The 25,362-nt window shown below is 70.6% G+C and carries 24 protein-coding genes; 3 read left to right on the top strand and 21 right to left on the bottom strand.

Annotated features, from left to right (window positions below):
* Window positions 1–102: 102 nt before the first annotated feature.
* From J2X55_RS01740 to J2X55_RS01775, 8 genes are read right to left on the bottom strand one after another with little or no spacing between them, the layout of a single operon-like run.
* On the bottom strand, window positions 103–801 hold the full coding sequence (locus J2X55_RS01740) for a DNA-3-methyladenine glycosylase (RefSeq protein ID WP_309821618.1): 699 nt from the start codon (window positions 799–801) through the stop codon (window positions 103–105).
* Entirely contained in the window at window positions 801–2,225 is a 1,425-nt protein-coding gene (locus tag J2X55_RS01745) for a hypothetical protein (RefSeq protein ID WP_309821619.1), read from the bottom strand. Before J2X55_RS01745 ends, J2X55_RS01740 begins: the two co-directional genes overlap by 1 nt.
* Window positions 2,215–3,072, bottom strand: coding sequence for a DUF1980 domain-containing protein (locus J2X55_RS01750; protein WP_115916660.1), 858 nt, complete (start codon window positions 3,070–3,072; stop codon window positions 2,215–2,217). Before J2X55_RS01750 ends, J2X55_RS01745 begins: the two co-directional genes overlap by 11 nt.
* Complete coding sequence (locus J2X55_RS01755) at window positions 3,065–4,099, bottom strand: permease (RefSeq protein ID WP_309821620.1); 1,035 nt, start codon at window positions 4,097–4,099, stop codon at window positions 3,065–3,067. Before J2X55_RS01755 ends, J2X55_RS01750 begins: the two co-directional genes overlap by 8 nt.
* Complete coding sequence (locus J2X55_RS01760; protein ID WP_115916656.1) at window positions 4,080–4,493, bottom strand: Fur family transcriptional regulator; 414 nt, start codon at window positions 4,491–4,493, stop codon at window positions 4,080–4,082. Before J2X55_RS01760 ends, J2X55_RS01755 begins: the two co-directional genes overlap by 20 nt.
* A gap of 43 nt (window positions 4,494–4,536) precedes the next feature.
* Entirely contained in the window at window positions 4,537–5,397 is an 861-nt protein-coding gene (locus tag J2X55_RS01765; RefSeq protein ID WP_115916654.1) for a metal ABC transporter permease, read from the bottom strand.
* Window positions 5,394–6,209, bottom strand: a complete 816-nt coding sequence (locus J2X55_RS01770) for a metal ABC transporter ATP-binding protein (RefSeq protein WP_115916652.1) — start codon at window positions 6,207–6,209, stop codon at window positions 5,394–5,396. The genes J2X55_RS01765 and J2X55_RS01770 overlap by 4 nt, the downstream gene beginning before the upstream one ends.
* Window positions 6,206–7,204, bottom strand: coding sequence for a metal ABC transporter solute-binding protein, Zn/Mn family (locus tag J2X55_RS01775; protein WP_309821621.1), 999 nt, complete (start codon window positions 7,202–7,204; stop codon window positions 6,206–6,208). The genes J2X55_RS01770 and J2X55_RS01775 overlap by 4 nt, the downstream gene beginning before the upstream one ends.
* Before the next feature lie 165 nt (window positions 7,205–7,369).
* Here J2X55_RS01775 and J2X55_RS01780 point away from each other — a divergent pair, with 165 nt between their 5' ends.
* Complete coding sequence (locus J2X55_RS01780; protein WP_309821622.1) at window positions 7,370–8,896, top strand: CoA-acylating methylmalonate-semialdehyde dehydrogenase; 1,527 nt, start codon at window positions 7,370–7,372, stop codon at window positions 8,894–8,896.
* Between the two features lie 210 nt (window positions 8,897–9,106).
* Here J2X55_RS01780 and J2X55_RS01785 read toward each other — a convergent pair whose 3' ends face one another.
* On the bottom strand, window positions 9,107–10,612 hold the full coding sequence (locus J2X55_RS01785) for a PucR family transcriptional regulator (RefSeq protein WP_309821623.1): 1,506 nt from the start codon (window positions 10,610–10,612) through the stop codon (window positions 9,107–9,109).
* Between the two features lie 84 nt (window positions 10,613–10,696).
* Here J2X55_RS01785 and J2X55_RS01790 point away from each other — a divergent pair, with 84 nt between their 5' ends.
* Window positions 10,697–12,022 carry an aspartate aminotransferase family protein gene (locus J2X55_RS01790; RefSeq protein ID WP_309821624.1) on the top strand — a complete coding sequence of 442 codons (1,326 nt, stop codon included), beginning with the start codon at window positions 10,697–10,699 and terminating at the stop codon, window positions 12,020–12,022.
* 27 nt (window positions 12,023–12,049) lie between these two features.
* On the opposite strand, the gene J2X55_RS01795 is transcribed toward J2X55_RS01790, so the two are convergent.
* The 4 genes from J2X55_RS01795 to J2X55_RS01810 all read right to left on the bottom strand — a co-directional run bounded on the left by J2X55_RS01795 (window position 12,050) and on the right by J2X55_RS01810 (window position 15,270).
* Complete coding sequence (locus J2X55_RS01795) at window positions 12,050–12,484, bottom strand: hypothetical protein (RefSeq protein ID WP_309821625.1); 435 nt, start codon at window positions 12,482–12,484, stop codon at window positions 12,050–12,052.
* A 211-nt stretch (window positions 12,485–12,695) separates the two neighbouring features.
* Window positions 12,696–13,355 (bottom strand): methionine ABC transporter permease, encoded by a 660-nt coding sequence (locus J2X55_RS01800; protein ID WP_115916640.1) that lies wholly within the window; start codon window positions 13,353–13,355, stop codon window positions 12,696–12,698.
* Window positions 13,352–14,377, bottom strand: a complete 1,026-nt coding sequence (locus tag J2X55_RS01805; RefSeq protein ID WP_309821626.1) for a methionine ABC transporter ATP-binding protein — start codon at window positions 14,375–14,377, stop codon at window positions 13,352–13,354. Before J2X55_RS01805 ends, J2X55_RS01800 begins: the two co-directional genes overlap by 4 nt.
* Window positions 14,374–15,270 (bottom strand): MetQ/NlpA family ABC transporter substrate-binding protein, encoded by an 897-nt coding sequence (locus J2X55_RS01810; protein WP_309821627.1) that lies wholly within the window; start codon window positions 15,268–15,270, stop codon window positions 14,374–14,376. Before J2X55_RS01810 ends, J2X55_RS01805 begins: the two co-directional genes overlap by 4 nt.
* A gap of 155 nt (window positions 15,271–15,425) precedes the next feature.
* Between J2X55_RS01810 and J2X55_RS01815 the strand changes: the two genes are divergently transcribed.
* The gene (locus J2X55_RS01815) at window positions 15,426–16,868 is read left to right on the top strand and encodes an MFS transporter (RefSeq protein WP_115916634.1); all 1,443 of its coding nucleotides are present in this window, start codon (window positions 15,426–15,428) and stop codon (window positions 16,866–16,868) included.
* A gap of 41 nt (window positions 16,869–16,909) precedes the next feature.
* Here the strand turns inward: J2X55_RS01815 and J2X55_RS01820 are convergent, their stop codons facing one another.
* Genes J2X55_RS01820 through J2X55_RS01855 form a run of 8 tightly spaced genes read right to left on the bottom strand, consistent with a single transcriptional unit; the run spans window position 16,910 to window position 25,189 of the window.
* Window positions 16,910–17,557, bottom strand: coding sequence for a VOC family protein (locus J2X55_RS01820; protein WP_309821628.1), 648 nt, complete (start codon window positions 17,555–17,557; stop codon window positions 16,910–16,912).
* Window positions 17,554–18,177, bottom strand: a complete 624-nt coding sequence (locus J2X55_RS01825; protein ID WP_309821629.1) for an alkylhydroperoxidase domain protein — start codon at window positions 18,175–18,177, stop codon at window positions 17,554–17,556. Before J2X55_RS01825 ends, J2X55_RS01820 begins: the two co-directional genes overlap by 4 nt.
* 1 nt (window position 18,178) lies before the next feature.
* Complete coding sequence (locus J2X55_RS01830; protein ID WP_309821630.1) at window positions 18,179–18,844, bottom strand: CMD domain protein; 666 nt, start codon at window positions 18,842–18,844, stop codon at window positions 18,179–18,181.
* Window positions 18,841–19,911 (bottom strand): putative FMN-dependent luciferase-like monooxygenase, encoded by a 1,071-nt coding sequence (locus J2X55_RS01835; RefSeq protein ID WP_309821631.1) that lies wholly within the window; start codon window positions 19,909–19,911, stop codon window positions 18,841–18,843. The genes J2X55_RS01830 and J2X55_RS01835 overlap by 4 nt, the downstream gene beginning before the upstream one ends.
* Window positions 19,908–21,602, bottom strand: coding sequence for an ABC transporter ATP-binding protein (locus J2X55_RS01840; RefSeq protein ID WP_309821632.1), 1,695 nt, complete (start codon window positions 21,600–21,602; stop codon window positions 19,908–19,910). Before J2X55_RS01840 ends, J2X55_RS01835 begins: the two co-directional genes overlap by 4 nt.
* Complete coding sequence (locus tag J2X55_RS01845; RefSeq protein ID WP_115916623.1) at window positions 21,599–22,468, bottom strand: ABC transporter permease; 870 nt, start codon at window positions 22,466–22,468, stop codon at window positions 21,599–21,601. Before J2X55_RS01845 ends, J2X55_RS01840 begins: the two co-directional genes overlap by 4 nt.
* The gene (locus J2X55_RS01850) at window positions 22,465–23,505 is read right to left on the bottom strand and encodes an ABC transporter permease (protein WP_309821633.1); all 1,041 of its coding nucleotides are present in this window, start codon (window positions 23,503–23,505) and stop codon (window positions 22,465–22,467) included. Before J2X55_RS01850 ends, J2X55_RS01845 begins: the two co-directional genes overlap by 4 nt.
* A gap of 31 nt (window positions 23,506–23,536) precedes the next feature.
* Entirely contained in the window at window positions 23,537–25,189 is a 1,653-nt protein-coding gene (locus J2X55_RS01855; protein ID WP_309821634.1) for a TIGR04028 family ABC transporter substrate-binding protein, read from the bottom strand.
* Between the last annotated feature and the right edge of the window lie 173 nt (window positions 25,190–25,362).

Raw genomic sequence — 25,362 nt, forward strand, 5'->3', positions numbered from 1 at the left:
GCCACCCAAGATCCCTTGTCTGCACCCCGTCTGAGCACGACCGAAGGCCGGGATCAGGGTATGGGATGCGAACTGCGTGCTGGAGTGCGCGCAGACAAGGGCTCAGTCTAGCACGGGCGGCGTGTCGCCTTGACGGGCGGCAGCCTCGGCTGCGCCCCGCCCCCATCGGAACGCCGAGACCGTGGCATCCCCCTCGATCCAGAACCGCCAGGGGAACGCATCCGTCCCGGCGACGCCCGCGACACCCACGCGCGGCCCGGTCGCCACGATCGCCGGCGGGGCCTCGGGCAGAAGCAACCGCGCTCGCGCGCCCGCGCGCACCTCGCCGGTGACCGCATCGATGCCGTCGTGGATCGGATGCCGCAGGCCCACCGCGTCTCCGAAGCGCCCGGGACCACGAGCCAGATCGCGCGCCGCCCGGACGGCGCCACGGCGCTCGAGGCGCCGGCGTTCGGCGATGTCCGCCCCCTCGACGATCTCGCCCCCACGCAGCAGCACTCCCCCGGCGACACCGTCGGGTCCGCACACGACGTTGACGCACGAGTGGATGCCATGGCTCAGGTACACGTACAGGTGACCGGGCTCGCCCCACATGGTGGCGTTGCGCGCGGTCGGTCCCATGCGAGCGTGCGAGCCCGGGTCGGGCTGATCTCCGGTGCCGCGGCCGTGGTACGCCTCGACCTCCGTCAGACGCGCGACGACCCGGTCCCCGGCGACCTCCGTCTCGAGCAGGGCTCCGAGCAGCCGCGGCGCGACCTCGACCGGCAGGTCGGCGAGATCGGCGCGGGTCGCGGGCCGCATCACTGCGGGGGCACCTGACACCACGACAGGTCGAAGCCCTGCAGCGCCACGACCTCCTGACCGGTGTCGACCTCGACGAGGTGGGTGAGCAGGCGTTGCGGGAGCGGTAGCTGGTACCTGTCGAAGGGGTTGTCGACGGCGCGGGGGGCGACGAGAACGGCGGCGTAGCGCCCACTCGGGGACACGCACGTCTGCAGCACGGTGTCGGAGCCCGGCACGCTCAGCAGCTGCCGTACGGTGCCGTCGGTGGCGACGTGCGAGACGATCGTCGATCGTGAGACCCCGTCGGGGCTGATGTCGGCGAACGAGCGGATGGTGCCCGCTCCCGCTCCGGGCAGGGGGGTCGCGCGCCCCGCCATCCCCGGCGGATCCACCGGGTCGACGAGTGCCTGCTCGGAGCCGTCGGTCAGGTTGATCTCGCGGATGCCCTCGATGCGCTCGACGATCGCCACCGACGACCCGCGCGCGATGCCGTCGATCGACACGGCGCTGCCGAGCGGCGCGGCGTTGCCGCCCTGCGCGTCGGTCAGCAGCAGGCGCGAGTCGAAGGTCAACACCAGCATGCTGTCGGTGTCGGGCACGAAACGGTAGTCGGCGATGCGGACGTCGCCGCCGTTCAGGCCCACCTCGACGGGCGGGGAGTCGTCGGCGACCGACGCCGTGAACAGACGGCTCTCGCGGCCTCCGGCGGCACCCAGGTCGGCATCCGAGAAAGTGAAGCCGATGCGCTCACCGCGGTCGGCGGACTGCAGATTGGTGACGTAGCCGGGACCGGGCAGGGCGATGTCGCGCTGGTTCTTGCCGTCGGGGTCGGTCACGATGATCCGCGGGGTGTCGCCGTCGCGCACCGAGACGACGAGGTGGTTCGCCGTGGCGCGGAAGTCCTCGATGTGGGGGTGCACGAAGACGGGCAGCCCCGCCTGCCCCTGCAGGTCGGTGCGGAAGATCGTGTCTCCCTCGGGGGTGCCGCGCTGCATGAGGTAGGCCTGCAGAGCCGGAGTGCGGAAGGTCTCGGTGAGCGTCGAGGCCGGTCCCGCGCCCAGTCCGTTCACCCCGTTGACGGTGATCGTGTAGTCGGTGTCGTCGCGCAGCGGCAGCGTGAAACGCACGCCGACGCTGCGGCCCGCGGTGTCGACCGTGAAAGGCGTCGCAGGGTCCACCTGGACCTGAGAGGGATCGACCTTCTCGAGCGACTGGGTCGTGGTGAGGATCACGCGGGAGCCGGATGCCGCGACCGCGGCCGCCGGATCGACCTGCACATCCGTGACGCGGGGCCCCTGGGCCACGGCCACCACTCCGCCGAGGCCGCCCACGACGACGAGACCGACGAGGACCGCGGCGAAGGCGATCGCGAAGCCGCGCCCGCGCCGACGACGCGCGCGCGAACGACGGGAGTCGCCGCCGCGGCGTGCATCAGTACTCATACGGGTCCGCGGGCTCGGAGATCGCCGCGACCTGATCGGCGTGCACGGCCAGCTTGCCGTCGCCGCTCGAACGCACCGTGCCGGTCACGGTCACCCATTGCCCGGTCGACGGGGCGTCGGTGGTCGCCGCGATCGGCAGGCGGGCGGTCTGCGCGTCGATGACGCAGTGCGTGATCACGAGCCGGGTGAGATCGAAGCTCGAGCCGTCGTTGGCCGGGGTGATGAACCCGGTGAGGGTCACGGGTTTGCCGTCGAACGTCTCGGGGTTGGTGGCGTGCGCGAAGACGGCCGACCAGTCGCCGATGCCGAACTTCGAGGTGTCGCCCGAGGCGGCGAGGGTCACCACGTCGGAGCCGGCGAACAAGGGCGGGGCTCCGACGTCGCGCGAGACCGCGAGCTCGGTCGACAGCGAGGCCGCGGGAGTCAGCAGCACGGCGATCACCGCCCCCGAGGCGAGCACACCGCCGGTGAACGCCGCGATCCCGCCGGGGGTCAGGCGCGGGCGGGCGGCGAGGTGGTCGTGGGCCGCGTGATCGTGCTCGTCGAGCGGGTCGGAGTGCTCGTGGTCGGCGTGCGCGAACGCCTCCCGCCGGGCGGAGGCCGCGGCGGGAGCGTGGCCGTGCTCGTGATCGTGCCCGTGGTCGGCCTCGGCACCGAGGGGCAGGGCGAAGGACGCGATCGCGCCCACCAGTGCGAGGAAGGCCATGCCGACGGCGAACCACGCCGAATCGGGGTTGATGTACAACGCCATGCGGCCGGTGGCCCACAGCGTGATGGTCGTGATCGACAGGCACGCGGTCAGGCCCACCCCGAGCCAGCGCGTGGCGAGAGCACCCGTTCTAGACAAGGAGGTTCACCACCGTTCCGAGCGTGAAGGCGAAGAGCACGACGACGACCGTCATGCCCACGAGAACGCGGGTCGAGAAGGTCGTGCGCAGCAGCGCCATCATCTTGAGGTCGATGATCGGACCCACCACGAGGAACGCCACGATCGAGCCGGGAGTGAAGGTCGAGGCGAACGACAGCGCGAAGAACGCGTCGACGTTCGAGCACAGCGACACCACGATCGCGAGCGCCATCATGGCCGCGATCGACAGCGCGGGGTCGGATCCGATGGCGAGCAGCGCGCTACGCGGCACGAGAACCTGCACCGCCCCGGCCAGCAGCGAGCCGATGATGAGGGCGGGCATGACCGAGCGCAGTTCGACGACGAACTGGGCGAGGGTGCGCCGGCCGCGGTCGCCGCGCTCCTGCACCACGATCTCGCACGTCTCGAGGAAGCGTTCGGTGAGCAGCTTGTCGGGTTCGGGATGCCGGCTGTACAGCCAGCCGATGAGGTTGGCGACCAGGTAGCCGCCGATCAGGCGCGCCACCAGGATGCCGTCGCTGAAGCCGAAGGCCGCGTGGGTGCTGATGATGACGATCGGGTTCACGATCGGTGCGGCGACGAGGAACGTCAGGGTGTCGCTGACGCCGAAGCCGCGCATGAGCAGACCGCGCGCGAAGGGCACGTTCCCGCACTCGCAGACCGGGATGAACATGCCCAGCAGCGACAGAACCGCCCGGCGCGCCCACGGCGCGCGCGGCATCCATCGCTCGATCGCCCCCGGCGGGACCCACACCTGCACGATGATCGACAGCACGACGCCGAGGACCACGAAGGGCAGCGACTCGATGAGCACGCTGAGAGCGAGCGTGAGACCGTCTTGCGCGCGCGTCGGCAACGGCTGCGCGAAGAACGTGGGGGCGAAAGCGTCGACGAGGAACAACGCCGTGACCACGACGACACCCAGGCCGAGCGCGACGAGGGTGCGGGAGGCGCCCGAGCGTTGCGGCGTGGGAGCCGTGGTGCGACTACTCGTCGCCACGCTCACGAGCCCGGGCGTGGGCGCACTCGGTGCAGATGCCGAAGATGTCGACGACGTGCTCGGCCTCGCTGAAGCCGTGCTGCGCGGCGGTGCGCTGCGCCCACTCCTCGACGTCGGTCGCGGCGATCTCGACGGCCTTGCCGCACGAGCGGCAGATCAGGTGGTGATGGTGTCCGCGCGTCTCGCAGGCACGGAACAGGTTCTCGCCGTCGGGGCTCTGCAGCGAGTCGGCGTCACCGCGGGCCGCGAGACCCGCGAGCGTGCGGTAGACCGTCGCCAGCCCGATGCCGGTGTTCTCGTCGCGCAGGGTCGCGTGCAGCGACTGGGCGCTGACGAAGCCGGGGGCTCCGGACAGAGCCTCCCGCACGCGTTCGCGCTGCCACGTATTGCGCTGGACCATGGCCGCGAGTCTAGCGAGGGGATCGGTGAATCGGCTGGGCGTCCTAGAGCGCGCGGGTGGTCCGATCGCGTCGCGCGCCCACCAGGCGGCAGACGAGGTAGATCGCGAACGAGATGGTCGTGATGTACGGGCTCACCGGCAGGGTTCCGGCCACCGCGAGCAGGACCCCGCCCACGGCCGAGACGAAACCGAACAGCGCCGCGAGCAGCGGCACCGAGAGGGGCCCGGATGCCACGCGCATCGCCGCCGCGGCCGGAGTCACCAGCAATGCCATGACGAGCAGCGCGCCGATGATGTGCACCGCGACCGCCACGATGAGTCCCAGCAGCAGCATGAACGCGAGCGACACCGCCGTGGTCGGCACGCCGCGTGCCGCGGCCGACTGCGGGTCGAGCGAGTCGAAGCGCAGCGGGCGCCAGATGAGCAGCAGGGCGACCAGTACCGCGATGCCGATCACGACGAGCCACCCCAGCTGCTCGCTCTGCACCGACACGATCTGGCCGGTGAGCAGGCTGAACCGCGTCGCGCTCCGGCCGTTGTAGAGCGAGAGGCACAGGATGCCGACACCCAGCCCGAACGGCATGAGCACGCCGATGATCGAGTTGCGATCGCGCGCGCGGGCGCCCAGCACCCCGATGAGAGCCGCCGCGATGAGCGAGCCAACGATCGATCCCGAGACCACGTCGACGCCGATCAGGAGGGCGACGGCGGCACCGGCGAACGACAGCTCGCTGATGCCGTGCACGGCGAAGGCCATGTCGCGCTGCATGACGAAGACGCCGATGAGTCCGCCCACGAGGCCGAGTACGGCCCCCGCATAGACGGAGTTCTGCACGAGTTCGAGGATCGCGCCGTACTGGCTCACCCCGCCGAACAGGGCGTTGCCGACGTCGGACCAGTTCATGCGTCTTCCTCGTCGTGGTGATGGTGGTGGGCCTCGTCGGCATCCGGTGCTCCGACGACGATCAGCTGACCGCCCGCGCGCACGACGTACACGGGGGCGCCGTAGAGGGCGGAGAGCGTCTCGGTCGTGAGCACCTCGTCGGGGGTGCCGAGAGTGAAGCGGCCGTTGGCGATGTAGAGGATGCGGTCGACGCGCGAGAGCACGGGATTGATGTCGTGCGTGACCAGCAGGACGGCCGCGTCCCGCTCGCGGCGGTGACGGTCGATGAGGCGGACGACGGCTTGCTGGTTGGCGAGGTCGAGGCTCGTGAGCGGCTCGTCGCACAGCAGCAGGGCGGGATCGTCGGCGAGGGCCTGGCCCACGCGCAGACGCTGCTGCTCTCCGCCCGAGAGCAGACCCACCGGCCGGTCGCCGAAGGCGGTGGCCCCGACCGCCTCGAGCAGTTCGTCGATGCGCGCGCGGTCCTTCTTCCGCGACAGCGGCAGGCCGAGCCGGTGCCCGTCGACGCCCAGACCGATGATGTCGCGGCCGCGCAGGGGCGTCTCGCGCGGGAGCGGACGCTGCTGCGGGATGTAGCCGATGCGGCGGTTGCCGGCGCGGCGCACGGGGGCTCCGAGGGCCTCGATCGAGCCGGAGCTCAGACGCTCGAGCCCGAGGATCGCGCGCAGCAGCGTCGTTTTGCCCGAGCCGCTCGGGCCGAGCACGGCGACGAGCTCGCCGGGCTCGACCTCGAGGTCGAGCCCGGCCCACAGCTCACGGCCACCCCTCTCGAGGGCGGCGCCGCGGATGCGCAGCGGTGCGGCCGCGCTCACGCCGCCAGCGCGTCGAACAGCGCCGTGATGTTGCTCTGCATCCACGAGATGTAAGTCTGACCCTCGGGGAGCGTTTCCGTGAACTCGATCACGGGGATGTTCTTGGCCTTCGCCTCGTTCTCGACCTGCGTGACCTCGGCGCCGCCGGTCTGCGGGTTGACGATCATGACGTTGATCTGCCCCGAGTCCAGCAACTGGAGCGACTCGAGAAGGGTCGCGGGCGGGACGTCCTGGCCCTCTTCGACCGATTCGCTGAACTCGTTCGGGGTCGCGTTGTCGAGGCCCGCCGCCGTGGTCAGGTACACGGGCACCGGCTCGGTCACGAAGATCTTCTTGCCGGCATCCTTCGCCTTGATCGCATCGAGCGAGTCCTCGAGACCGGCGATCTGCTGGGTGAATGCCTCGGCGTTGGCGTTGAAGTCGGCCACGTGCTCGGGCGCGAGCTTGCCGAGTTCGTCGGCGATGGCCTCGGTGAGGTCTTCGATGGTGTGCGGGTCGTACCAGACGTGCTCGTTGAAGCCCTCGATGTGGGCGTGGCCGTCTTCGTCGGAGTGCCCGTGGTCATCGGCGCTCTCGCTGGGCGCGGGGCTTGCGTCGTCGGCGTGGTCCGTCGAGCCCGGGTAGTCGTGGTTGTACTCGACCGCGGTGAGCACGGGGGCCGTCGTGCCGCTGGCCTCGATGAGCGACTCCATGAACGCGTCGTAGCCCGCGCCGTTCTCGATCACGAGGCCGGCGTTCTTGAGCGTCAGCTGATCCTGCGCGCTCGCCTCGTACTCGTGCGGGTCCTGGCTGGGCGAGGTGATGATCGAGGCGACCTCGACGTCGTCGCCACCGATCGCCTGGGCGATGGACCCGTAGACATCGGTGGATGCCACGATCTTGATCTTTTCGGACGCGTCCGACGAGGCGGGCGCGGCCGTGCCTCCGGCGCAGCCGGCGAGGGCGAGGACGGAGACGGTCCCGAGGAGGACAGGGGCGAGGAGGCGACGGGTCATGAGGAGACCGTATCGCCGTTGATAATCGTTCTCAAAATCGCAAGAGGGTGCTGCCCGGATTTCCCAGCCAAGACCTAAGCGCCCTGCCACATCGTCCGGTCGAAGGGCTCGCGGTGTGCACATCGGCAGGAGCCCAAACATCGCGGACGTCTTTTACTGGGTGCCATGACCGACCACGATCTTCCCGTCATCGCGCACTGGATCGACGGGGCCGCCTCCGCCTCGACCAGCGGCCGCACCGCCCCCGTATACAACCCCGCCACCGGCGCCGTACAGGCCCACGTCGCCCTCGCCGACGAGGCGGAGGTCGAGGCGGCCATCGCCTCCGCGCACCGCGGTTTCGCCGTCTGGAGCGGGTACTCCATCGCCAAGCGGCAGAGCGTGCTCTTCGCCTTCCGGGAGCTCTTGAATGCGCGCAAGACCGAGCTGGCGGAGATCCTCACCTCCGAGCACGGCAAGGTGCCCTCCGACGCCATGGGTGAGATCGCCCGCGGACAAGAGGTCGTCGAACTCGCGACGGGTTTTCCGCACCTCCTCAAGGGAGCGTTCAGCGAGAACGCCTCCAACGGCATCGACGTCTACTCGCTCAAACAGCCGCTCGGGGTCGTCGGCGTCATCAGCCCGTTCAATTTCCCCGCGATGGTGCCGATGTGGTTCTTCCCCATCGCCCTCGCCGCGGGCAACGCGGTCGTGCTCAAGCCCAGCGAGAAGGACCCCTCGGCATCCCTCTGGCTGGCACAGCTGTGGGCGGAGGCGGGTCTGCCCGCCGGGGCGTTCACAGTCCTGCAGGGCGACAAGGTCGCCGTCGACGGCCTCCTGAACAGCCCCGTGGTGCAGTCGATCTCGTTCGTCGGCTCCACCCCCATCGCGCAGTACATCTACGAGACGGCCGCGAAGAACGGCAAACGCGTCCAGGCGCTCGGCGGCGCCAAGAACCACATGCTGGTCCTCCCCGACGCCGACCTCGATCTCGTGGCGGACCAGGCCGTGAACGCCGGCTTCGGCGCGGCGGGCGAACGCTGCATGGCCGTCTCCGTCGTGCTGGCCGTCGAGCCGGTCGCCGACGAACTGATCGCGAAGGTCACGGAGCGCATCGGCCGACTGCGCATCGGCAACGGGTCGGCGGCACGAGACGGCGGCACCGAACCCGACATGGGGCCGCTCATCAGCGGAGCCCATCGCGACAAGGTGTCGTCCTACGTCGACATCGCCGAGGCCGATGGCGCGAAGGTCGTCGTCGACGGGCGCGGGTTCACCGTCGATGGTCACGAGGACGGGTTCTTCTTCGGCCCGACGCTGCTCGACGAGGTGCCCATCACCTCCCGCGCCTACACCGAGGAGATCTTCGGCCCCGTGCTCTCGGTCGTGCGGGTGAAGAGCTACGAGGAGGGACTCGACCTCATCAACAGCGGCGAGTTCGGCAACGGAACGGCGATCTTCACGAACGACGGCGGGGCGGCCAGACGCTTCCAGAACGAGGTCCAGGTCGGCATGATCGGCATCAACGTGCCGATCCCGGTGCCCGTCGCGTACCACTCCTTCGGCGGCTGGAAGAAGTCCCTCTTCGGCGATGCCAAGGCCTACGGCGTGCACGGCTTCGACTTCTTCACCCGAGAGAAGGCGGTGACCAGCCGCTGGCTCGATCCCGCCACCCACGGCGGCATCAACCTCGGCTTCCCCCAGAACAGCTGAGTCGTCTGCGGCGGATGCCGCGACCCCGGGTTCTTCGAAGCCTCGGGGTCGCGGCATCCGTCGTTCTCGGCGCGTCACCCCGCCACCACCGGTCGGTGCCGCCAGGCGAATTCTCCCGCAGACACGCCGCCCCACGGCTCGGGGCACCGGGGTGTCGGACACGAGATCCGCAGGACGGTCCCGCGGCGACGGGATCGATCGGCCGGGAACTCAGCCCTCGAGCTCGAGCGCGGCCCACAGCTCGGCCCGCGCGGCGAAGCTCGACAGGTCGAGCCCGAGGACCTGCTCCAGCTGCGCCACGCGCGCCCTCAGGGTGTGCCGATGGATGCCGAGACTCCGCGCCGCGGGATCCCAGGCGCCGTTGGCGTCGAGCCAGACCCGCGCCGAATCTCGCAGGCGCGCGCGTTCGACGGCCGGGAGCGCGTCGAGCGGCTGCAAGAGGGACCGCGCGAGCACCTCGCCCCCGCGGTCGCGGAGCGCGCCGACCAGACCGCGTCCGGCGAGCTGGTCGTAGGCGCGCAGGGTGCCGACCGCGGCGTCACGGGCCGCGTGCGATGCGCGTCGCAAGTTCTCGGCGAGGTCATCGCCCGCTTCGTGACGTGCGATCCCGACGCGCAGACCCCGTCGCTCGGCGAGCGCGGTGAGCATCGACGCCGCCCCGTCGGCCGCCAGCACGACGACATCGTCCTCGCGCTCCGCCGAGAACAGGCGCGAGGGGTCGCTCGAGACGAGATCGAGCTCGTCGAGCAGTCCCGGCACGGCCCCGGCTCCACGCACCACTCCGACGAGGTGCGGCTCGGCGGGCAGGCCGCCGAGCGCCGAATCCGCCACGCGACGCGCCGTATCGCCCTGCCCGTCGAGCAGCAGGTCGATCACCCCGGCGCGCACGCCGCGGAGGGCGGACTGCACGCCGCGCTGCTGCTCGAGCGCGATGCTCGCCAGGGCCACCACCGAGGCCACGAGGTCGCGCCCAGCCGGGTCGAGCGGCTCGGGCCCGCCCACCGCGAGCACGCCGCGCAGCCGCCCGCTCTGCCCGATCGTCTGTACCAGCGCATGACCGGCCGACGGCACGACGAGACTCGCCGCGGTGCGCCGCTCCAGCAGTCGCCGCACGTCACGGCCGACCTCCGCCTCGACCTCGGGCGGCGCCGCGCGCAGGCCAGGAGACGAGAGCCGACCGCCGACCGGGTCGTACAGCTCGACCCACGCGTCGAGCAGCCGGGAGAGCGTGGCGAGGATCTCGCGCAGACCGTCGTCGCGCACCGCGGCACGCGCCACCTGGCGCTGGGCGTCGAGCAGCCACGACAGCCGCGCGGCCCCGTCGGCAGCGATGATGTCGGCGACGAAGCGGATGATGCGGATGAACGGAGCCCGATCGGCGATCTCGACGATCGGCAGGCCCGCGGCCTCTCCCGCGCGCACGACGGCCTCGGGCACGCGGTCGTGGATGATGTCGGTCGCGAAGCCGAGGCCCGAGACCCCGTGCTCGCGCAGGCGCCGGCAGTAGGCCAGGGCGTCCGCGGCATCCGGATCGGAGGCGAACTGCGCCCCGTTGGTCAACAGGAGGTTGCCCGACTCGAGGTACGGCGTGGGGTCGAGCAGGTCGGAGCTGTGCACCCACGACAGGGGGCGGTCGAGCGCCTCGTCGTCCTGTCGGGTCAGCACGCGCAGGGGGAACGACCGGTCATCGAGGAGCGTGCGGAGGGTCGCGGGCATGGCGGGCCAAACTGTCGATCGTTCGATGAGATTACCGACATATCGGCGCTCCCCGCTGTGACGCGGCGCGCCCACACTGGGGGCATGTCGACTCCCCTCACCACGACCCGCAACGCCGAGATCAGCGACCGCGACCGCACGAGCGTCTTCCATTCGTGGTCGGCCCAGGGCACCCTCGCTCCGCTCCCCCTTGCGGGCGGCTCCGGCGTGGAGGTGTGGGATGCCGACGGCCGTCGCTACCTCGACTTCTCGAGCATGTTGGTCAACGTCAACATCGGGCATCAGCATCCGAAGGTCGTCGCGGCCATCCAGGAGCAGGCCGCACAGCTGACGACCGTCGCCCCCGCGCACGCCAGCGAGGTGCGCGCGCACGCGGCCGAACTCATCCTCGATCGGGCTCCCGCGGGGTTCTCGAAGGTCTTCTTCACCAACGGTGGGGCGGATGCCAACGAGAACGCCATCCGCATGGCCCGTCTGACCACCGGCCGCGACAAGGTGGTGTCGCACTACCGCTCGTACCACGGCAACACCGGCTCGGCCATCGTGGCGACCGGCGACTGGCGTCGCATGCCCAACGAGTACTCGCGCGGCCACGTGCACGTGTTCGGCCCCTACCTCTACCGGTCGGAGTTCTGGGCCGAGACCCCCGAGCAGGAGTGCGAGCGTGCGCTCCGGCACCTCGAGCGCACCGTGCAGGCCGAAGGGCCCGACACGATCGCGGCGTTCCTGTTCGAGACGATCCCGGGCACCGCGGGCGTGCTCGTGCCCCCGCCCGGTTATCTCGAGGGCGTCCGCGCGATCGCCGACCGCTACGGCATCCTGCTCATCCTCGACGAGGTCATGGCCGGTTTCGCCCGGACGGGTGAGTGGTTCGCGTTCGACGCGTTCGGCGTCCGCCCCGACCTCATCACCTTCGCCAAGGGCGTGAACTCCGGATACGTGCCGGTGGGTGGAGTGGTGATCTCGGATGCCGTGGCCTCGGTGTTCGACGACCGCGTCTTCCCCGGCGGCCTGACGTACTCGGGTCACCCGCTCGCCGCGGCATCCATCGTCGCCGCTCAGCAGGCGATGGACGACGAGGGCGTGATCGAGAACGCCCGTCGCATCGGCGCGGACGTCATCGGCCCGCGCCTGCGCCAGCTCGCGGAGGAGTCACCGCTGGTCGGCGAGGTGCGCGGCCGCGGTGTGTTCTGGGCCGTCGAACTCGTCGCCGATCAGGTCACCCGCGAGCCGCTGCCCGCCGCGCGCATCGGCGCGATCAAGGCCGCAATGCTCGAGAAGGGCGTGCTGGGCTTCACCGCCGACAACCGCGTGCACGTCGTGCCGCCCGCCGTGATCGGCGACGCCGACGCCCACCGCGGGCTCGACGTGCTCGTCGAGGTACTGCGCGGGGAGGCGGATCGCCGCTGAGGCCGGCGCGTTCGAGTCGAGCGCGGATCAGCCTCCGGGAGAGACTCGGCGATCGCGGGTTCGTCTGCTCATCCGCCACGCCCGCCACGCTCCGGTCGACCACAGCGCCCAGACCACCAGCAGGGGCTGGAAGAGCAGCCGGATGCCGCGGGCGAGATCGGTGTCGAGACCGAACGCATCGGTGCCCCGCACGAATTGCTCGATGTTGCCGGGGAAGATCGCGACGAAGAACGCCGCGACGATCCACCCGACGGTCACGCGCCAGCGGCTGAGCACGACGAGCGCGAGCCCGAGCGCGATCTCGACGACCCCGGATGCCACCACCGTGACATCGACCGGGAGCGGGAGCCACGACGGCACTTGAGCGACGAAGTCGTCGCGCGCGAACGTGAGGTGCGCGGTGCCGGTGAAGAGCAGTGCGGCACCGAGGAGCCAGCGGGCGAGCGTGCGGGGGAGGCTCATCTACCGAGCGTAAGCGGGGCCGCCCGGGTTGGGCCGCTCGCTGCGTTCCCGGGGTCGGGCACGCGCCGTCCTGTACGCGTGAGTGTCCAAAACACCCGGACGGTTTCGGAAGTCGTCCGGGTGTTTTGGACACTCGAGGGCAGACGGGCGCGGGCACCGCCGCGGCGCAGGCCCGGGCCGAGCGCTGACGCGCCGCGGGCGGCGGCTTTCGTCAGCGGCGCAGGATGCGGTGCGCGAGCGCGTTGCCGATGAGCTGCCCCGCCTGCACGATGACGACGATGATCGCCACGGTCACCCACGTTGCCTGCTGGTTGAACTGCTGGTAGCCGTAGATGATCGCGAAGTTTCCGAGGCCGCCGCCGCCGATGTATCCGGCCATCGCCGACATGTCGACGACCGCGATGAACATGAACGTGTAGCCGAGGATCAGCGGCGCCAGAGCCTCGGGGATGACGACGCCGAACAGCACGCCGATACGACGCGCACCCACGGCCCGAGCCGCCTCGACGGTGCCGGGGTCGACCGCGACGAGGTTCTGTTCGACCACGCGGGCGATCACGACCGTGGCCATGATCGTGATGGGCACGATCGCGGCATCCGTCCCCAGGGTCGTCCCCGTCACCGCGCGCGTGACCGGGGCCACGGCGGTGAGGAAGATGATGAAGGGGATCGGGCGGATGAGGTTGATCACGAGGTTCGCGACGGCGAAGACCACACGGTTCTCGAAGAGGTTGCCCGGCCGCGTGGCGTACAGCAGCGCGCCGATGACCAGACCCGCGAGGCCCGAGATGAGCAGCGAGACCGCGACCATGTAGACGGTCTCGCCGATCGACTGGATCAGCACCGGGGTGAGGGTGTCCCACTTGTTCATGCGCGGGCCTCCACGGTGGGAACGACGACGTCGGTGTGCGCGCGCAGCTCGGTCACGATGGCATCCAGATCCTCGGTGTGCACCCGGTACGTGAGCGTGCCGAGCTGCTTGCCGAGCACGTCGGTCACGCCGCCGTAGACGACGGAATGGCGGGCGCCGTGCCGGTGGAACACGTTCGAGACGTCCTCGCTCGAGAACTCGTTCACCTCGACGCTGACGAGGTCTCCCCCGCCCGCGGCGAGCGCCGAGAGAGCCTCGCCCGACGGGACGCCCTGCGTGACCGCCGCGACGAAGCGCTTGGTCAGCTCGGCGCGCGGGTGGGCGAAGACGCGGTACGTGTCGCCGCTGTCGACGACGCGGCCGCCCTCCATCACGATCACCTGGTCGCACAGCTCGTGCACGATCGATATCTGGTGCGTGATGACGACGATCGTGATGCCCAGGCGTCGGTTGATCTCGCGCAACAGGTCGAGCACCTCGGCCGTGGTCTGCGGGTCGAGGGCGCTCGTGGCCTCGTCGGCGAGCAGGATCCGCGGGTCGGTGGCGATCGCGCGGGCGATGCCGACGCGCTGCTTCTGCCCGCCCGACAGGCGCCGCGGGTACTGCTTCGCCTTGTCGCCGATGCCGACGAAGTCGAGCAGCTCGGCGACGCGCTTGTCGCGGTCGGCCTTCTTCCAGCCCGCCACCTTGAGCGGGTAGGCGACGTTGGCCGCCACCGTGCGCGAGGTGAACAGGTTGAACTGCTGAAAGATCATGCCGACGCGGCGCCGCAGGTCGCGCAGCTTCGCCTCGGACGCTGCTCCTACGTCGACGCCGAGCACCTCGACGGTGCCCGACGTCGGCTGCTCGAGGCCGTTCAGCAGGCGCACGAGGGTCGACTTGCCGGCGCCGGAGTATCCGATGACGCCGACGATCGACCCCTCCTCCACGGTCAACGACACGTCGTCGACCGCGGTGGTGGTGGAGCGGCGATCGGTGCGGAAGCTCTTGGTGACGCCCCGCAGCTCGATGACCGCGGTCATCCCTTCTGGGCCTTGAGGGCGTCTTCGAGGCTCGTCAGCTCGTCCTGCAGCTGCGCGCCGGTCCACTCGGTCTTGAACTGCAGGTTGCCCTGGTTCAGCTCGGTGACCGCGGCCTCGACCTCGGGCGAGTGGTACGCGGCGACGAGCTTCTCCCAGCGGGGGTCGTCCTTCTTGTCGTCGCGGGTGACGAAGGCGTTGATGTAGGGCGCGAGCTGCGGGTTGTTCAGGTCTTCCTTGAAGATGATGAGCTCGTCGCCGAGCCCGCCCTTCTGCGCCTGCGTGTTGTTGACGATCGCGGCCTGAGCGCTGCCGTCCTTGAGCGCGGTCACGGTCTGGTTCGTGTCGACGGGCAGCAGCTCGACCTTGGTCGAGACGATGTCGGCCGGGGTCGAGAGGGCGTTGCCGCCGTCCTTCAGGGTGAGCAGTCCCGCCTTCTGCAGGTTGAGCAGGCCGCGGGCGAGGTTGGTCGGGTTGTTGGGGATCGCGACCTTCGCGCCCTCGGGCAGGTCCTTCACGTCGGTGTACTGCTCGGAGTACAGCGCGAGCGGGTACACCGCGGTCGCGCCGACCGGCACGAGCGAGCCATTGTTTTCGACGTTGAACTGCGACAGGTAGATGAGGTGCTGGAAGAGGTTGCCGTCGAGCTCGCCGTCCTGCACGCCCTGGTTGAGCTGCACGCCGTCGTTGATGGTGCGCACCTCGAGGTCGATGCCCTCGTCGGCGAGCTTCTGCTTCAGCACCGTCCAGTGCGTCTCGTTGCCGTCGTCGGCTCCGAGCACGAGGCGGGACGCGTCACCGCCCTGGGCACCCCCGGCGCAACCGGTGAGGGTGAGGAGGAGGGCAGCGGTGGAGGCGCCGAGGATCGTGGCCAGGCGGGAGGTGCGAGAAGTCATAGCTCCAGGCCACCACGGACACAGCGGATGCCGAAGTCGAGGCGTTACGGCCGGTAACGGGCTGTCATGCGGGGTAACCGACTGGACGGATGCCGACCCGTGCACCATGATCGCGCCGCCCGGGACGCTCGACCGCGCGGATAGTCTGGACGGTGATGTCACGGGATGAAAACGCGCGTAAGAAATTGTCCCGGAACAGCCCCCAGGGGTTGGTCGTCGCGATCCTGGCCCTCGCGGGCCTGTGCTCGTCGTTCATGTTCACCCTCGTGGTGCCCATCCAGTCGCAGCTTCCCCAGCTGCTGAACGCCTCGCGCGACGACACGGCCTGGGTCGTGACCTCGACGCTGCTCGCGGCGGCCGTGATCACCCCCATCGCCGGGCGCCTGGGCGACATGTACGGCAAGCGCCGCATCGTGCTCTTGCTGCTGGTCGTGATGATCCTCGGCTCGGTGGTCGCCGCCCTATCGACGGGCATCATCGGCATGATCGTCGGCCGCGCGCTGCAGGGTGCGGTGGTCGGCGTGGTGCCGCTCGGCATCTCGATCATGCGCGACGTGCTGCACGAGAACCGCGTCGACAGCGCGATCGCCCTCATGAGCGCGACGCTCGGCGTCGGCGGCGCCCTGGGCCTGCCGATCAGCGCGCTCGTGGCCGAGAACACCGACTGGCACTGGCTGTTCTGGATCGCCGGGGGCCTGGGCGCAGTCGTGTTCGCGCTGATCCTCTGGATCGTCCCCGTCAGCGTGCTGCGTACCGCCGGCCGCTTCGACTACCTCGGCGCCGCCGGCCTCGCGATCGGTCTCATCGGTGTGCTGCTCGCCGTCTCGCGCGGCAACTCGTGGGGCTGGACGTCGCCGCTCACGCTCGGCCTGGCCGTCGGCGGCATCCTGATCCTGCTCGTGTGGGGCTGGTACGAACTCCGCGTCGACAACCCCCTGCTCGACCTCCGGGTCGCCGCGCGCCGACCGGTGCTGCTCACCAACCTCGCGTCCGTCGCGATGGGCTTCGCCCTCTTCACCTCGAACGTCGCCTACCCGCAGATGCTCGAACTGCCGCTCGCGACCGGCGTCGGTCTCGGCCTGTCGCTGCTCGCCGCGAGCCTCGTGGTCATGCCGTCGGGCCTGGTGATGATGGTGCTCTCGCCGATCTCGGGCACCCTGGCTCGCACGATCGGACCCCGCGTCCTGCTGGTCGCCGGCTCGATCTCGCTGATCCTCGCCTACGGCTTCAGCCTGATCTTCTCGACCGAGGTGTGGCACTTCGTCGTCGCGAACATCCTGATCGGTTTCGGCATCGGCTTCGGCTACGCCGCCATGCCCATGCTCATCATGCGCGCGGTGCCGCCGAGCGAGACCGGCGCCTCGAACGGCCTCAACGCTCTCGCGCGCTCGCTCGGGACGAGCACGGCCGCGGCGATCGTCGGCGTCGTGCTCGCGACCCTGTCGACCGGCAGCGGCGACACCCGCGTGCCCACCTCGCAGGCGTTCCAGGTGTCGTTCCTGATGGGCATCGGGGCGGCCGCGATCGCCCTGGTGCTGGCACTGCTGATTCCGACGCGGAACGACCCATCGATCGAGCGGGCGTCGCTGCCGGAGTGAGTGGGCTGCTTCGAGATCTCCCGGGTCCGCGACGGCCGCCCTCAGAGTTCTACGGAGCTTCCGTCCGCGCGTCGGAGGGTGAGGCGGTACGACGCCACCTCTCCTTCGACGACCTCGGCGACACCGTCGCCCAACCCGTGGGCGCTGAGGATGCCGGTCAGCGCCGCCGGGTCGGGTTCGACGCGCACGAACGAGACGAGCTCGATGGTCGGGATATCGCTGAGACCGGGCTGGGCAGTGTGCCCCCAGTCGATGAGGAAGGGGACGTCGTTGCGGTGATTCTCGCCGCGGGTGAGGCGCCATTCGAGCAGGATGCCGTCGGGCGTGCGCCGCGACAGGTCGCTCACGTCGCCCGGGTCGTAGCCGCCCGCCCGGGCCGTGGCGACGGTCGCGTCGATGTCGGACGGGTGCACCGCGTACGCCTGCACTCGCGGCTCGGTCAGCGTGTCGATGCCGAACGTCGTCGGCAGCGCGGGCTGAGCGCGGTCGGGGTCGGGGCCGATGAGTTCGATGTACTGCGGACCGCGTCGACCGTCGACGGTGAGGGCGACGAGCGCGTTCGCCGTGCCCGTGGGGTGCGCGCCGCCCGGAGCCGCGACGACGCCGGTGCGTTCGGCGAACCAGTCGATCACGGACGCGAGGTCGGGGCCGGCGATGACGACGTGGTCGAGAAGGCGGGGAATGCTCATGGCCGTCCTTGCTGTCGGGAGGGGACTTCGGGCTCGCCGAGCGACAGCATGAGCCGGTTCGCCCAGTTGAAGAAGGCGGCGCCGCCGATCACGTCGACGATCTCGGCGTCGTCGAGGCCCGCCGCGCGCAGACGCGCGATGTCGGCCTCGTCGAACGCCAGGGGGGTGTCGGCGAGGGCGACGGATGCCGCGACGACCGCGTTCCACGTCTCATCGCCGAGGTCGGCATTTACTCCCTCGTCGAGCAGGCGCTGCACGTCCTCTTCTCGTCCGGATTCGCGGGTGGCGGAGGCCGCGTGCACGGAGGCGCAGAAGACGCACCCGTTGCGGCGCGAGGTGGCGGCAGCCGCGAGCTCGCGTTCGGCCCGGCCGATGCCGCCGTCGACGTTGTAGAAGATGTCGAGGTCGGTCAGGGTGCGGGCGCGGAGCGCCTCGGGGTCGCGCGCGAGCAGTCGGAAATAGGGCATCTTCGCGCGGGCCGGCTCGATGAGGGCATCGCGCTGCGCGTCCGTCAGCTGGTCTTCGGCGACGGGCGACAGCCACGGCACCCAGCCGAGGCTGCGCTGGGTGAAGGCCTCCGGACGAGCGAGGTCGGGGTACTCGGTGACGGCGTCGGTCATCTCAGGCTCCTTCAACGAGCGAGACGCGGGCGGCGGATGGTGATGCGTGGGCGGCGTGCGCGTCCACGGGGGCAGGGGCCGCGGCGAGCACGCGCAGCCCCCACGCGAGGCGCAGCTGGAACGTCAGGAACGCAACGAGCTGCGACAGCGAGACGATGGCATCCGGACTCCACCCGGCATCCACCAGGTGTCGGAGGGCTTCGGGACGCGCTTCGCGCGGGCGCACGACCAGCAGATGAGCGTGCGCGAGGGCGGCGGAGAGACGGATGCCGAGACCCTCGGCCACGCGGGCCTCGGGGGCCCACCGCTCACCGTCGGTGGACTCCGCCGCGAGACCCGGTTCGCGGTACTGCCCGAACGGACCCGGGGTGCTCGCGGCGGCCGCGGTCTCGGTCACGACGGGGAGGAGCCCCGCCGCCTCGTCGCCGAGGAGGTCGCCGTAGAAGTCCGTCGCGGCAGTGAAGCCGTGCAGCGCCGAGACGAACACCGCGACCGCGTATCGCTCGGCGAGCGGGAAGTCGCCCGGCGTGGCCGGTTCGAGCAGGGCCTCCAAGCTGCGCTGCGCGTTCTCGCGCGCTTGCGGGCGACGGGAGCGGACGGCGTCGAGCGCATCGCCCGGACGGATCCCGGCGAGCAGATCGATGATGTCGGCGGAGGGCGTGCTCATGCGGATCCTTCCACGGAGGTGGTGGCGAGTGAGTGGTGGGCGTGGCGCAGAGCGTCGGCGGCATCCGGTCCGACGTCGAAACCGAGTCGGGGTGCGACTTCTCCGGCCAACAGCTCGAGCGACCGCAGGGTCAGCTCATGGGGCGCGGCGATCGAGTGCACCTGGAACGACACGTCGCTCACGGCCGTCAGCGTCTCATCGGCCGAAAGCGAGTCCACGACCTCGTCTACCGTGCCGACGTGGGTGTCGGTGAGGCGCACGAGCTCGTCGAGTCCGACCCTGTCGGTGTCGATGCCGAGCACCGTGCGCGCCAGGTGACGCAGGCCGTCACCGGCCAGCTCGAGCGCCCGGGTGCGGTTCTCGGGGTCGACCACCAGCGCGGTGCGCGAGGCGAGCACGCGCACGGGTGCGCCGGTGGGCAGCGCCGCTTTGTAGGCCGCGATGATCGGCAGCTGGAGGTCGTGCAGCGGTGCGCCGGGGGTCTCGGGGCTGCGCGGCTGCGTGCGCGAGAGCAGGAGTCCGTCGCCACGCCCGCCCGCACGGCGACCGCCGTCGACCGAGAACGTCGCCTGCCAGATGCGCGCCGCCAGGTCGCCGCCGCTCGGGTAGAGCAGGGAGTCGGATCCTCGGATGCCACGCCCCTCGAGCGCGTCCAGCAGTACGTCGAAGTGGTCGGCGAAGATCTCGCGGCGGCGGTCGGACTCACGCCCGAACGCGGCGAAGGATGCCGGAGTGCCGCCCGTGGCGAGACCCAGCTGCACGCGGCCCCCGCTGAGCTGATCGAGCACGGTGGCGTCTTCCGCGACGCGAAGCGGATCGTCGAGCGGGAGGGTGACCACCCCGGTCGCGAGCGCAATGCGGCTCGTACGCTCGGCCGCGGCGGCCAGGAGGACGAACGGAGACGGCAGCCCACCTTCGGTCTCACCGAAGTGGTGCTGCGCGAGCCAGGCCGAGGCGAAGCCGCTGCGCTCCGCGTGCGCGATCTGCTCGATCGCGAACCGGTAGCGGTCGGCTGCGCTCGCGGTCTCGAGCACGCGGCTGAAGAATCCGAGGCGGGGGCCGGTCATCGGAGGACCTCCTTGGGGTGGGGAATGGGGGGAGCGGCATCCGGGTCCTCGGACGACAGGTGCGCACGCAGCGAAGCGCCGGGGATGGCCGCGAGCAACTGACGTGTGTACTCGTGCTGCGGGTCGTCGAAGACGCGAGCGGCGGGCCCGTGTTCGACCTGACGCCCCCGCTGCAGCACCGACACGGTGTCGGCGACCTGACGGACGACGGCGAGGTCGTGCGAGATGAACACGTAGGTCAGCCCCAGGTCGGCCTGGAGGCGAGCGAGAAGGCGCAGGATCTGCGCCTGCACCGTCACATCGAGGGCCGACACCGCCTCATCGAGCACCACGAGCTCGGGTTCGACGATCAGCGCCCGCGCGATGGCCACGCGCTGTCGTTGTCCGCCGGACAGCTCCCGCGGACGTCGAGTGGCGATATCGGGGTCGAGTGCGACGAGCTCGAGGTGGTGGGATGCCCGGTCGGCGCGTTCCGCGCGGGAACCGATGCCGTAATTGCGCAGCGGTTCGGTCAGTATCTCGGCGATGCTCTGCCGCGGGTCGAGCGAGGCGTAGGGGTTCTGGTACACCAGCTGTGTGGTGCGATGGAAGGCGCGCCGGGCGCGCCGACCGGCCAGCGCCGTGACCTCGGTGCCCGCCACGTCGATCCGACCGGCGGTCGGGCGGTGGAACCCCGCGATCGAGCGACCCGTGGTCGTCTTGCCCGATCCCGACTCCCCGACGATCGCGTGCGTCGTTCCCCGCGCCACGGTGAACGAGACATCGTCGACCGCGACGAGCGGGGAGCGGCCGGGGCGGGGGAACTCCTGCGTCAGGCCCGCGACCTCCACCAGGGGGTCGGCGGCGAGGGTCGGGGCAGTGGGCGCTGCCCGCTCCACGACGCGCGCGAGCGACGGCGCATCGGAGAGGAGAGTGCGCGTGTAGGCCGAACCGGGGGCCGCGAGCACCTCGGCGGTCGGGCCCGACTCTTCCACGCGTCCGCGGCGCATCACGACGAGCGCGTCGGACCGGTCGGCGGCGACGGCCAGGTCGTGCGTGATGAACAGGATGCCGGTCCCCGTCTCGGTGCGGATCTCATCGAGCAGGTCCAGCACCGTGCGCTGCACCGTCACGTCCAACGCGCTGGTGGGCTCGTCGGCGATGATCAACTCGGGACGCAGCGCCAGCGCCGCGGCGATCAGCACACGCTGGCGCATCCCGCCCGACAGCTCGTGCGGGTACTGCCGCGCCCGGGCCTCGGGGTCGTCGATACCCACGCGCTCGAGCAGATCGAGCACGCGCGCCCGGATCTTCGAGCGGTCGGTCCAGCCGTGGATGCGAAGCGCCTCGCCGACGCTCCACCCGATCGTCGCGACCGGGTTCAGGGAGTTGCCCGGGTCCTGCGGGATGAGGGCGATGCAGCGGCCACGAAGATTTCGCCAGCGCCGCTCGGGCAGGCCGACGAGGTCGGTGACACCGTCGGTGCGTTCGGAGAGGCGGATGCTGCCGCCCGACACGAAGCCGTTGGACGCGAGCAGACCGATCGCGGCCTGCGCGACCGTGCTCTTGCCCGACCCCGACTCGCCGACGAGGGCGGTGACGGAGCCCGCCTCGACGTTAAACGAGACTCCGCGGACGGCGTCGACATCGCCGCGGCGGGTGCGGTACCGCACCTGGAGATCACGGATCGACAGCAGAGGCTCGGTGCTCACGCGGCATCCCCTCCTCGAAGGGCCTGGCTCAGGCGGTTGGTCGACAGCACGACGAGGACGACGACCAGGCCGGGCAGCACCGTGAGCCACCACGCGGTGGCGACGTAGTTGCGGCCTTCTGCGATGAGCAGACCCCACTCTGGGGTGGGCGGCGGTGCCCCGTAGCCGAGGAAGCCGAGAGTGGAGATCTGCAGGATGGCGGAGCCGAACTGGAGGGCGGCGAGGGCGATCACGGGCGTCAGCGAATTGGGCAGGATGTGCCGCCACAGCACCCCGAAGAAGGTGCCGCCGGAGCCGTACGCGGCCTCGACGAAATCGGTGACGCGGACGCTCACCACCCGCGAACGCGCGAGCCGGGCGAAGACGGCGATCGAGGTGACTCCGACCGCGACCGCGGCGCTCGTGGTGCCGAACCCGAGCAGGATGACGACGGCGAGCGACAGCAGCAGTGCGGGGATCGCGAGCAGCACGTCGATGACGCGCATGAGCGCCTCATCGACGGCGCCGCGGATGGATCCGGCGGCCAGACCCACGGTCGTGCCGACCACCAGGCCCACCAGAACCGCGATGAGGGCGCCGATGATCGACTGCGAGGCGCCGTAGACGACGCGCGCATAGAGGTCGCGTCCGGTCGCGTCGGTGCCGAACCAGTGCTCGGCGCTCGGCGGTTGCAGCGCGAGGGCCGCGGTCTCGGTCGGGCTCTGGGCGGTGAACAGGCCCGGGAAGACGGCCCACAGCAGAGCGACGACCACGACGAGCGCGGGGGCGACGAAGCTGGCGCGCGACCAGAGTTGGCGCGCCCGGACCCGGCCCGCGCCGGTTGCGGTCACGACGTCGCGGTCGGCCGCAGGAGACGAGACGGTCATGCGGTGCCTCCACGGGACAGATCGCGGGTGGGTCCGCCCACCTCGGCATCGACGAGGTCGTCGACGGCCCGCTCCGCGGCATCCGCCCGGACGGCGCCGCGCCGAGCGGATGCCGCGGTCCGCAGCCGCGCGTCCAGCACGGGGAAGAGCAGGTCGACGATGAGGTTGATCACCACGAACGCGACGGTGGAGATCACCACGACCGCCAGAAGCACCGGGGTGTCGCGGTCGGCGACGGCCTGCGCGGTCAGCTGACCGATGCCGGCTCGGGCGAAGACGGTCTCGGTGACCACCGCCCCGCCGACCAGCTCGCCGAACAACAGGCCGGCCATGGTCAGGGTGGGCAGCAGCGCGTTACGAGCGACGTTTCGCCACAGCAGCCACGACGTGCTCGCGCCACGCGCACGCACGACCGTCACGAACGGCTGCTCGCGCACCTCGTCGATCGAGCGCATGAGCACCTGCGCCAGAGGGGCGGCGATCGGGATCGCCAGGGTGATGACGGGCAGGATCAACGCCTGAACAGGGTTCGCGCCGATCACGGGCACCAGGCCGAGCCGGAACGAGAAGACCTGGATGAGGATGATCCCGATCCAGAACACCGGCAGCGACACGAACAGCGGGGGGATGCCGCGGCACACGCGCCGCAACAGCCTGCCACCCCCGTAGGTCGCGGTGAAGGCGATCGTCACCGCGAGCACGACCGCCAGGGCGAGCCCCAGCACGGCGAGGGTCAGGGTGGGCGGCAGGGCGGTGACGATCAGGTCGGACACCGCCGCGCCGCTGGCCACCGAGTATCCGAAGTCGCCCGTCAGGAAGCCGGCGATCGAGCGAGCGTACTGCACGATCAGCGGCTGGTCGGCACCCAGAGACTGGCGGATCGCCTCGATCTGGTCGGGCGTCAAGCCGAGCTCCGGACTGCCGTAGCGGGCGAGCACGGCGTCGCCGGGCAGGGCGGCCAGCAGCAGATAGGCCGCCGTGTAGGCCAGGACCAAGACGAGGACGGCCTGGCCTACACGACGAACGACGTACGACATGGATGCTCCGTGGACCGGGTTACCGCGTGACTCAGCCGGCGAGCCAGGTCGAGTAGAACGACGGGCGTCCGACCGACTCGGTGTCGAATCCCTGCACCTTCGCGGTGAGGCCGAACACCTGCGGCTCCTCGAAGATCGGCAGGATGTACGCGTTCTCGGCGAGGTACTGCTGCGCAGCTTCGGACGCGGTCTGGCGCTCGGCCGTGGTGGGCTCCGACGCGATGGCCGACAGCAGCGTGTCCAGCTGCGGGTCGCCGATCGATCCGTCGGCAGGGTTCAGGTTCAGCAGCGTGTTGCGGTTCTTCGAGAAGTACTGCGACTTCAGCACATCGAAGTCCGCGCGTCCGACCATCGAGTGGTAGACCTGGATCGTGCTCTGATCGGTGGCCGCCTTCGTCTGCGCGGCCATGTCGCCCGCGAACAGCGAAACCTGGATGCCGAGCTTGCCCAGCTGCTCCTGGATCAGCGTCACGACCTCTTTCGAGCGGGGCTGCGGCAGGGCCTCGTTGAACGCGAGGGTGAGCTTCTCGCCGTTCTTCGCGCGGATGCCGTCGGCGCCGAGCGTCCACCCGGCCTCGTCGAGAAGCGCGGCGGCCCGCTCGGGGTCGTAGGTGTAGAAGGACGACGTGTCGACGTAGCCGAGGGCGGTCTTCGCGAGTGCGCCGGTGGCGAGCGGGTAGTTGGCGGTGAAGAGGGTGTCGACGATCTTCTGGCGGTCAATACCCGCGATGATCGCCTGGCGCATGCGGACGTCTTCCAACCGCGGCTCGCGGAAGCGGAAGCTCAGGCCGTTGTTCACGCCGTTGGTGGCCGCGGCGTGGAGCGACAGCGAGCCGCTGGCGAACTGCGCCTCGTCGGGGGCGGGGATGTTGCGGGCGACGTCGGCCTGACCCGCGACGACCGTACCGACGCGCACGCTGTTCTCGGCGGCGACGATGTAGTCGATGCCCGCGAGATAGGCGGGGCCCTGGTGCGCCAGCGACGGGGGAGCCCAGTTGTAGTCCGCGCGCGCGGTGACGCTGGTCTGCGTGCTGATCTGTTCGTCGGAGATGACGAACGGGCCGCTGCCGATGATGTCCTTCGCGTTGCCGGGTCCGAACTGCTCGCTCGTGCGGTCGAGACTCGCGTCGGAGAGCAGCCCCGAGTTGATGGTCGACACCGCCTGCGCGAAGCCGGGCGAGGGGGCGGTGAACCGGAAGACGACGGTGTCGTCGTCGACGACCTCGCCACCGCCGTAGTTGTTGATGGCCTCGGAGACCGGCAGGGCGCGGTCTTTGTCGCCCTTCCCGTAGAGGTCGATGTTCTTGACGACGTTGGCGGCGGTGAGCGGCGTTCCGTCGGAGTAGGTGACGTCGGTACGCAGCTCGAACGTGTACTCGGTGGCGTCGGCGTTGACCGTGTAGTCGGTGGCGATCCACGGCTCGAGCTCGAGGGTCTCGGGGTTCTGGTACAGCAGCCGGTCGGTGATGTTGTTCACGATGCCGCCGTTGGGGTAGAAGCCCGCGGACGGCGGGTACAGCGTCGTCCAGGTCTGCGGCTCCAGATAGGTGAGGGTGCCGCCGCTGACGGGTTCGCCGCCGGCGTCGGGGCCCGTCGACGTCGAGGTCGCCGAGCACCCGGCGAGAAGGGCGACCACGGCGAGGGCCGAGACCGAGGGGACGGCTATGCGGGCGAGTCGGGACATGTGAACTCCAGAGGGCGCCGCGGTGCGGCGTGCGAGACAGGAGGTTCCACCCCACCACGGACACGGGCCGGCGCTCCAACCGACGGTCACGATTCGTCATGACGACACGGACGGCCATTGCGCACACGATCAGGCCTGATCAGGGTCGTATTCGGGGAGTTCCTGATTGCCCG

Origin of the sequence: Microbacterium sp. 1154 (assembly GCF_031455375.1) — a bacterium.
GTDB lineage: Bacteria > Actinomycetota > Actinomycetes > Actinomycetales > Microbacteriaceae > Microbacterium.

Bases quoted from the DNA above. Each gene is read 5' to 3' on its own strand.
- J2X55_RS01800 (WP_115916640.1), bottom strand. From the start codon at position 13,355: ATGAACAAGTGGGACACCCTCACCCCGGTGCTGATCCAGTCGATCGGC.
- J2X55_RS01805 (WP_309821626.1), bottom strand. From the start codon at position 14,377: ATGACCGCGGTCATCGAGCTGCGGGGCGTCACCAAGAGCTTCCGCACC.
- J2X55_RS01785 (WP_309821623.1), bottom strand. From the start codon at position 10,612: ATGCCCGCGACCCTCCGCACGCTCCTCGATGACCGGTCGTTCCCCCTG.
- J2X55_RS01790 (WP_309821624.1), top strand. From the start codon at position 10,697: ATGTCGACTCCCCTCACCACGACCCGCAACGCCGAGATCAGCGACCGC.
- J2X55_RS01795 (WP_309821625.1), bottom strand. From the start codon at position 12,484: ATGAGCCTCCCCCGCACGCTCGCCCGCTGGCTCCTCGGTGCCGCACTG.
- J2X55_RS01780 (WP_309821622.1), top strand. From the start codon at position 7,370: ATGACCGACCACGATCTTCCCGTCATCGCGCACTGGATCGACGGGGCC.
- J2X55_RS01855 (WP_309821634.1), bottom strand. From the start codon at position 25,189: ATGTCCCGACTCGCCCGCATAGCCGTCCCCTCGGTCTCGGCCCTCGCC.
- J2X55_RS01830 (WP_309821630.1), bottom strand. From the start codon at position 18,844: ATGAGCACGCCCTCCGCCGACATCATCGATCTGCTCGCCGGGATCCGT.
- J2X55_RS01845 (WP_115916623.1), bottom strand. From the start codon at position 22,468: ATGACCGTCTCGTCTCCTGCGGCCGACCGCGACGTCGTGACCGCAACC.
- J2X55_RS01820 (WP_309821628.1), bottom strand. From the start codon at position 17,557: ATGAGCATTCCCCGCCTTCTCGACCACGTCGTCATCGCCGGCCCCGAC.
- J2X55_RS01835 (WP_309821631.1), bottom strand. From the start codon at position 19,911: ATGACCGGCCCCCGCCTCGGATTCTTCAGCCGCGTGCTCGAGACCGCG.
- J2X55_RS01745 (WP_309821619.1), bottom strand. From the start codon at position 2,225: ATGAGTACTGATGCACGCCGCGGCGGCGACTCCCGTCGTTCGCGCGCG.
- J2X55_RS01775 (WP_309821621.1), bottom strand. From the start codon at position 7,204: ATGACCCGTCGCCTCCTCGCCCCTGTCCTCCTCGGGACCGTCTCCGTC.
- J2X55_RS01760 (WP_115916656.1), bottom strand. From the start codon at position 4,493: ATGGTCCAGCGCAATACGTGGCAGCGCGAACGCGTGCGGGAGGCTCTG.
- J2X55_RS01815 (WP_115916634.1), top strand. From the start codon at position 15,426: ATGTCACGGGATGAAAACGCGCGTAAGAAATTGTCCCGGAACAGCCCC.
- J2X55_RS01765 (WP_115916654.1), bottom strand. From the start codon at position 5,397: ATGAACTGGTCCGACGTCGGCAACGCCCTGTTCGGCGGGGTGAGCCAG.
- J2X55_RS01740 (WP_309821618.1), bottom strand. From the start codon at position 801: ATGCGGCCCGCGACCCGCGCCGATCTCGCCGACCTGCCGGTCGAGGTC.
- J2X55_RS01850 (WP_309821633.1), bottom strand. From the start codon at position 23,505: ATGTCGTACGTCGTTCGTCGTGTAGGCCAGGCCGTCCTCGTCTTGGTC.
- J2X55_RS01825 (WP_309821629.1), bottom strand. From the start codon at position 18,177: ATGACCGACGCCGTCACCGAGTACCCCGACCTCGCTCGTCCGGAGGCC.
- J2X55_RS01810 (WP_309821627.1), bottom strand. From the start codon at position 15,270: ATGACTTCTCGCACCTCCCGCCTGGCCACGATCCTCGGCGCCTCCACC.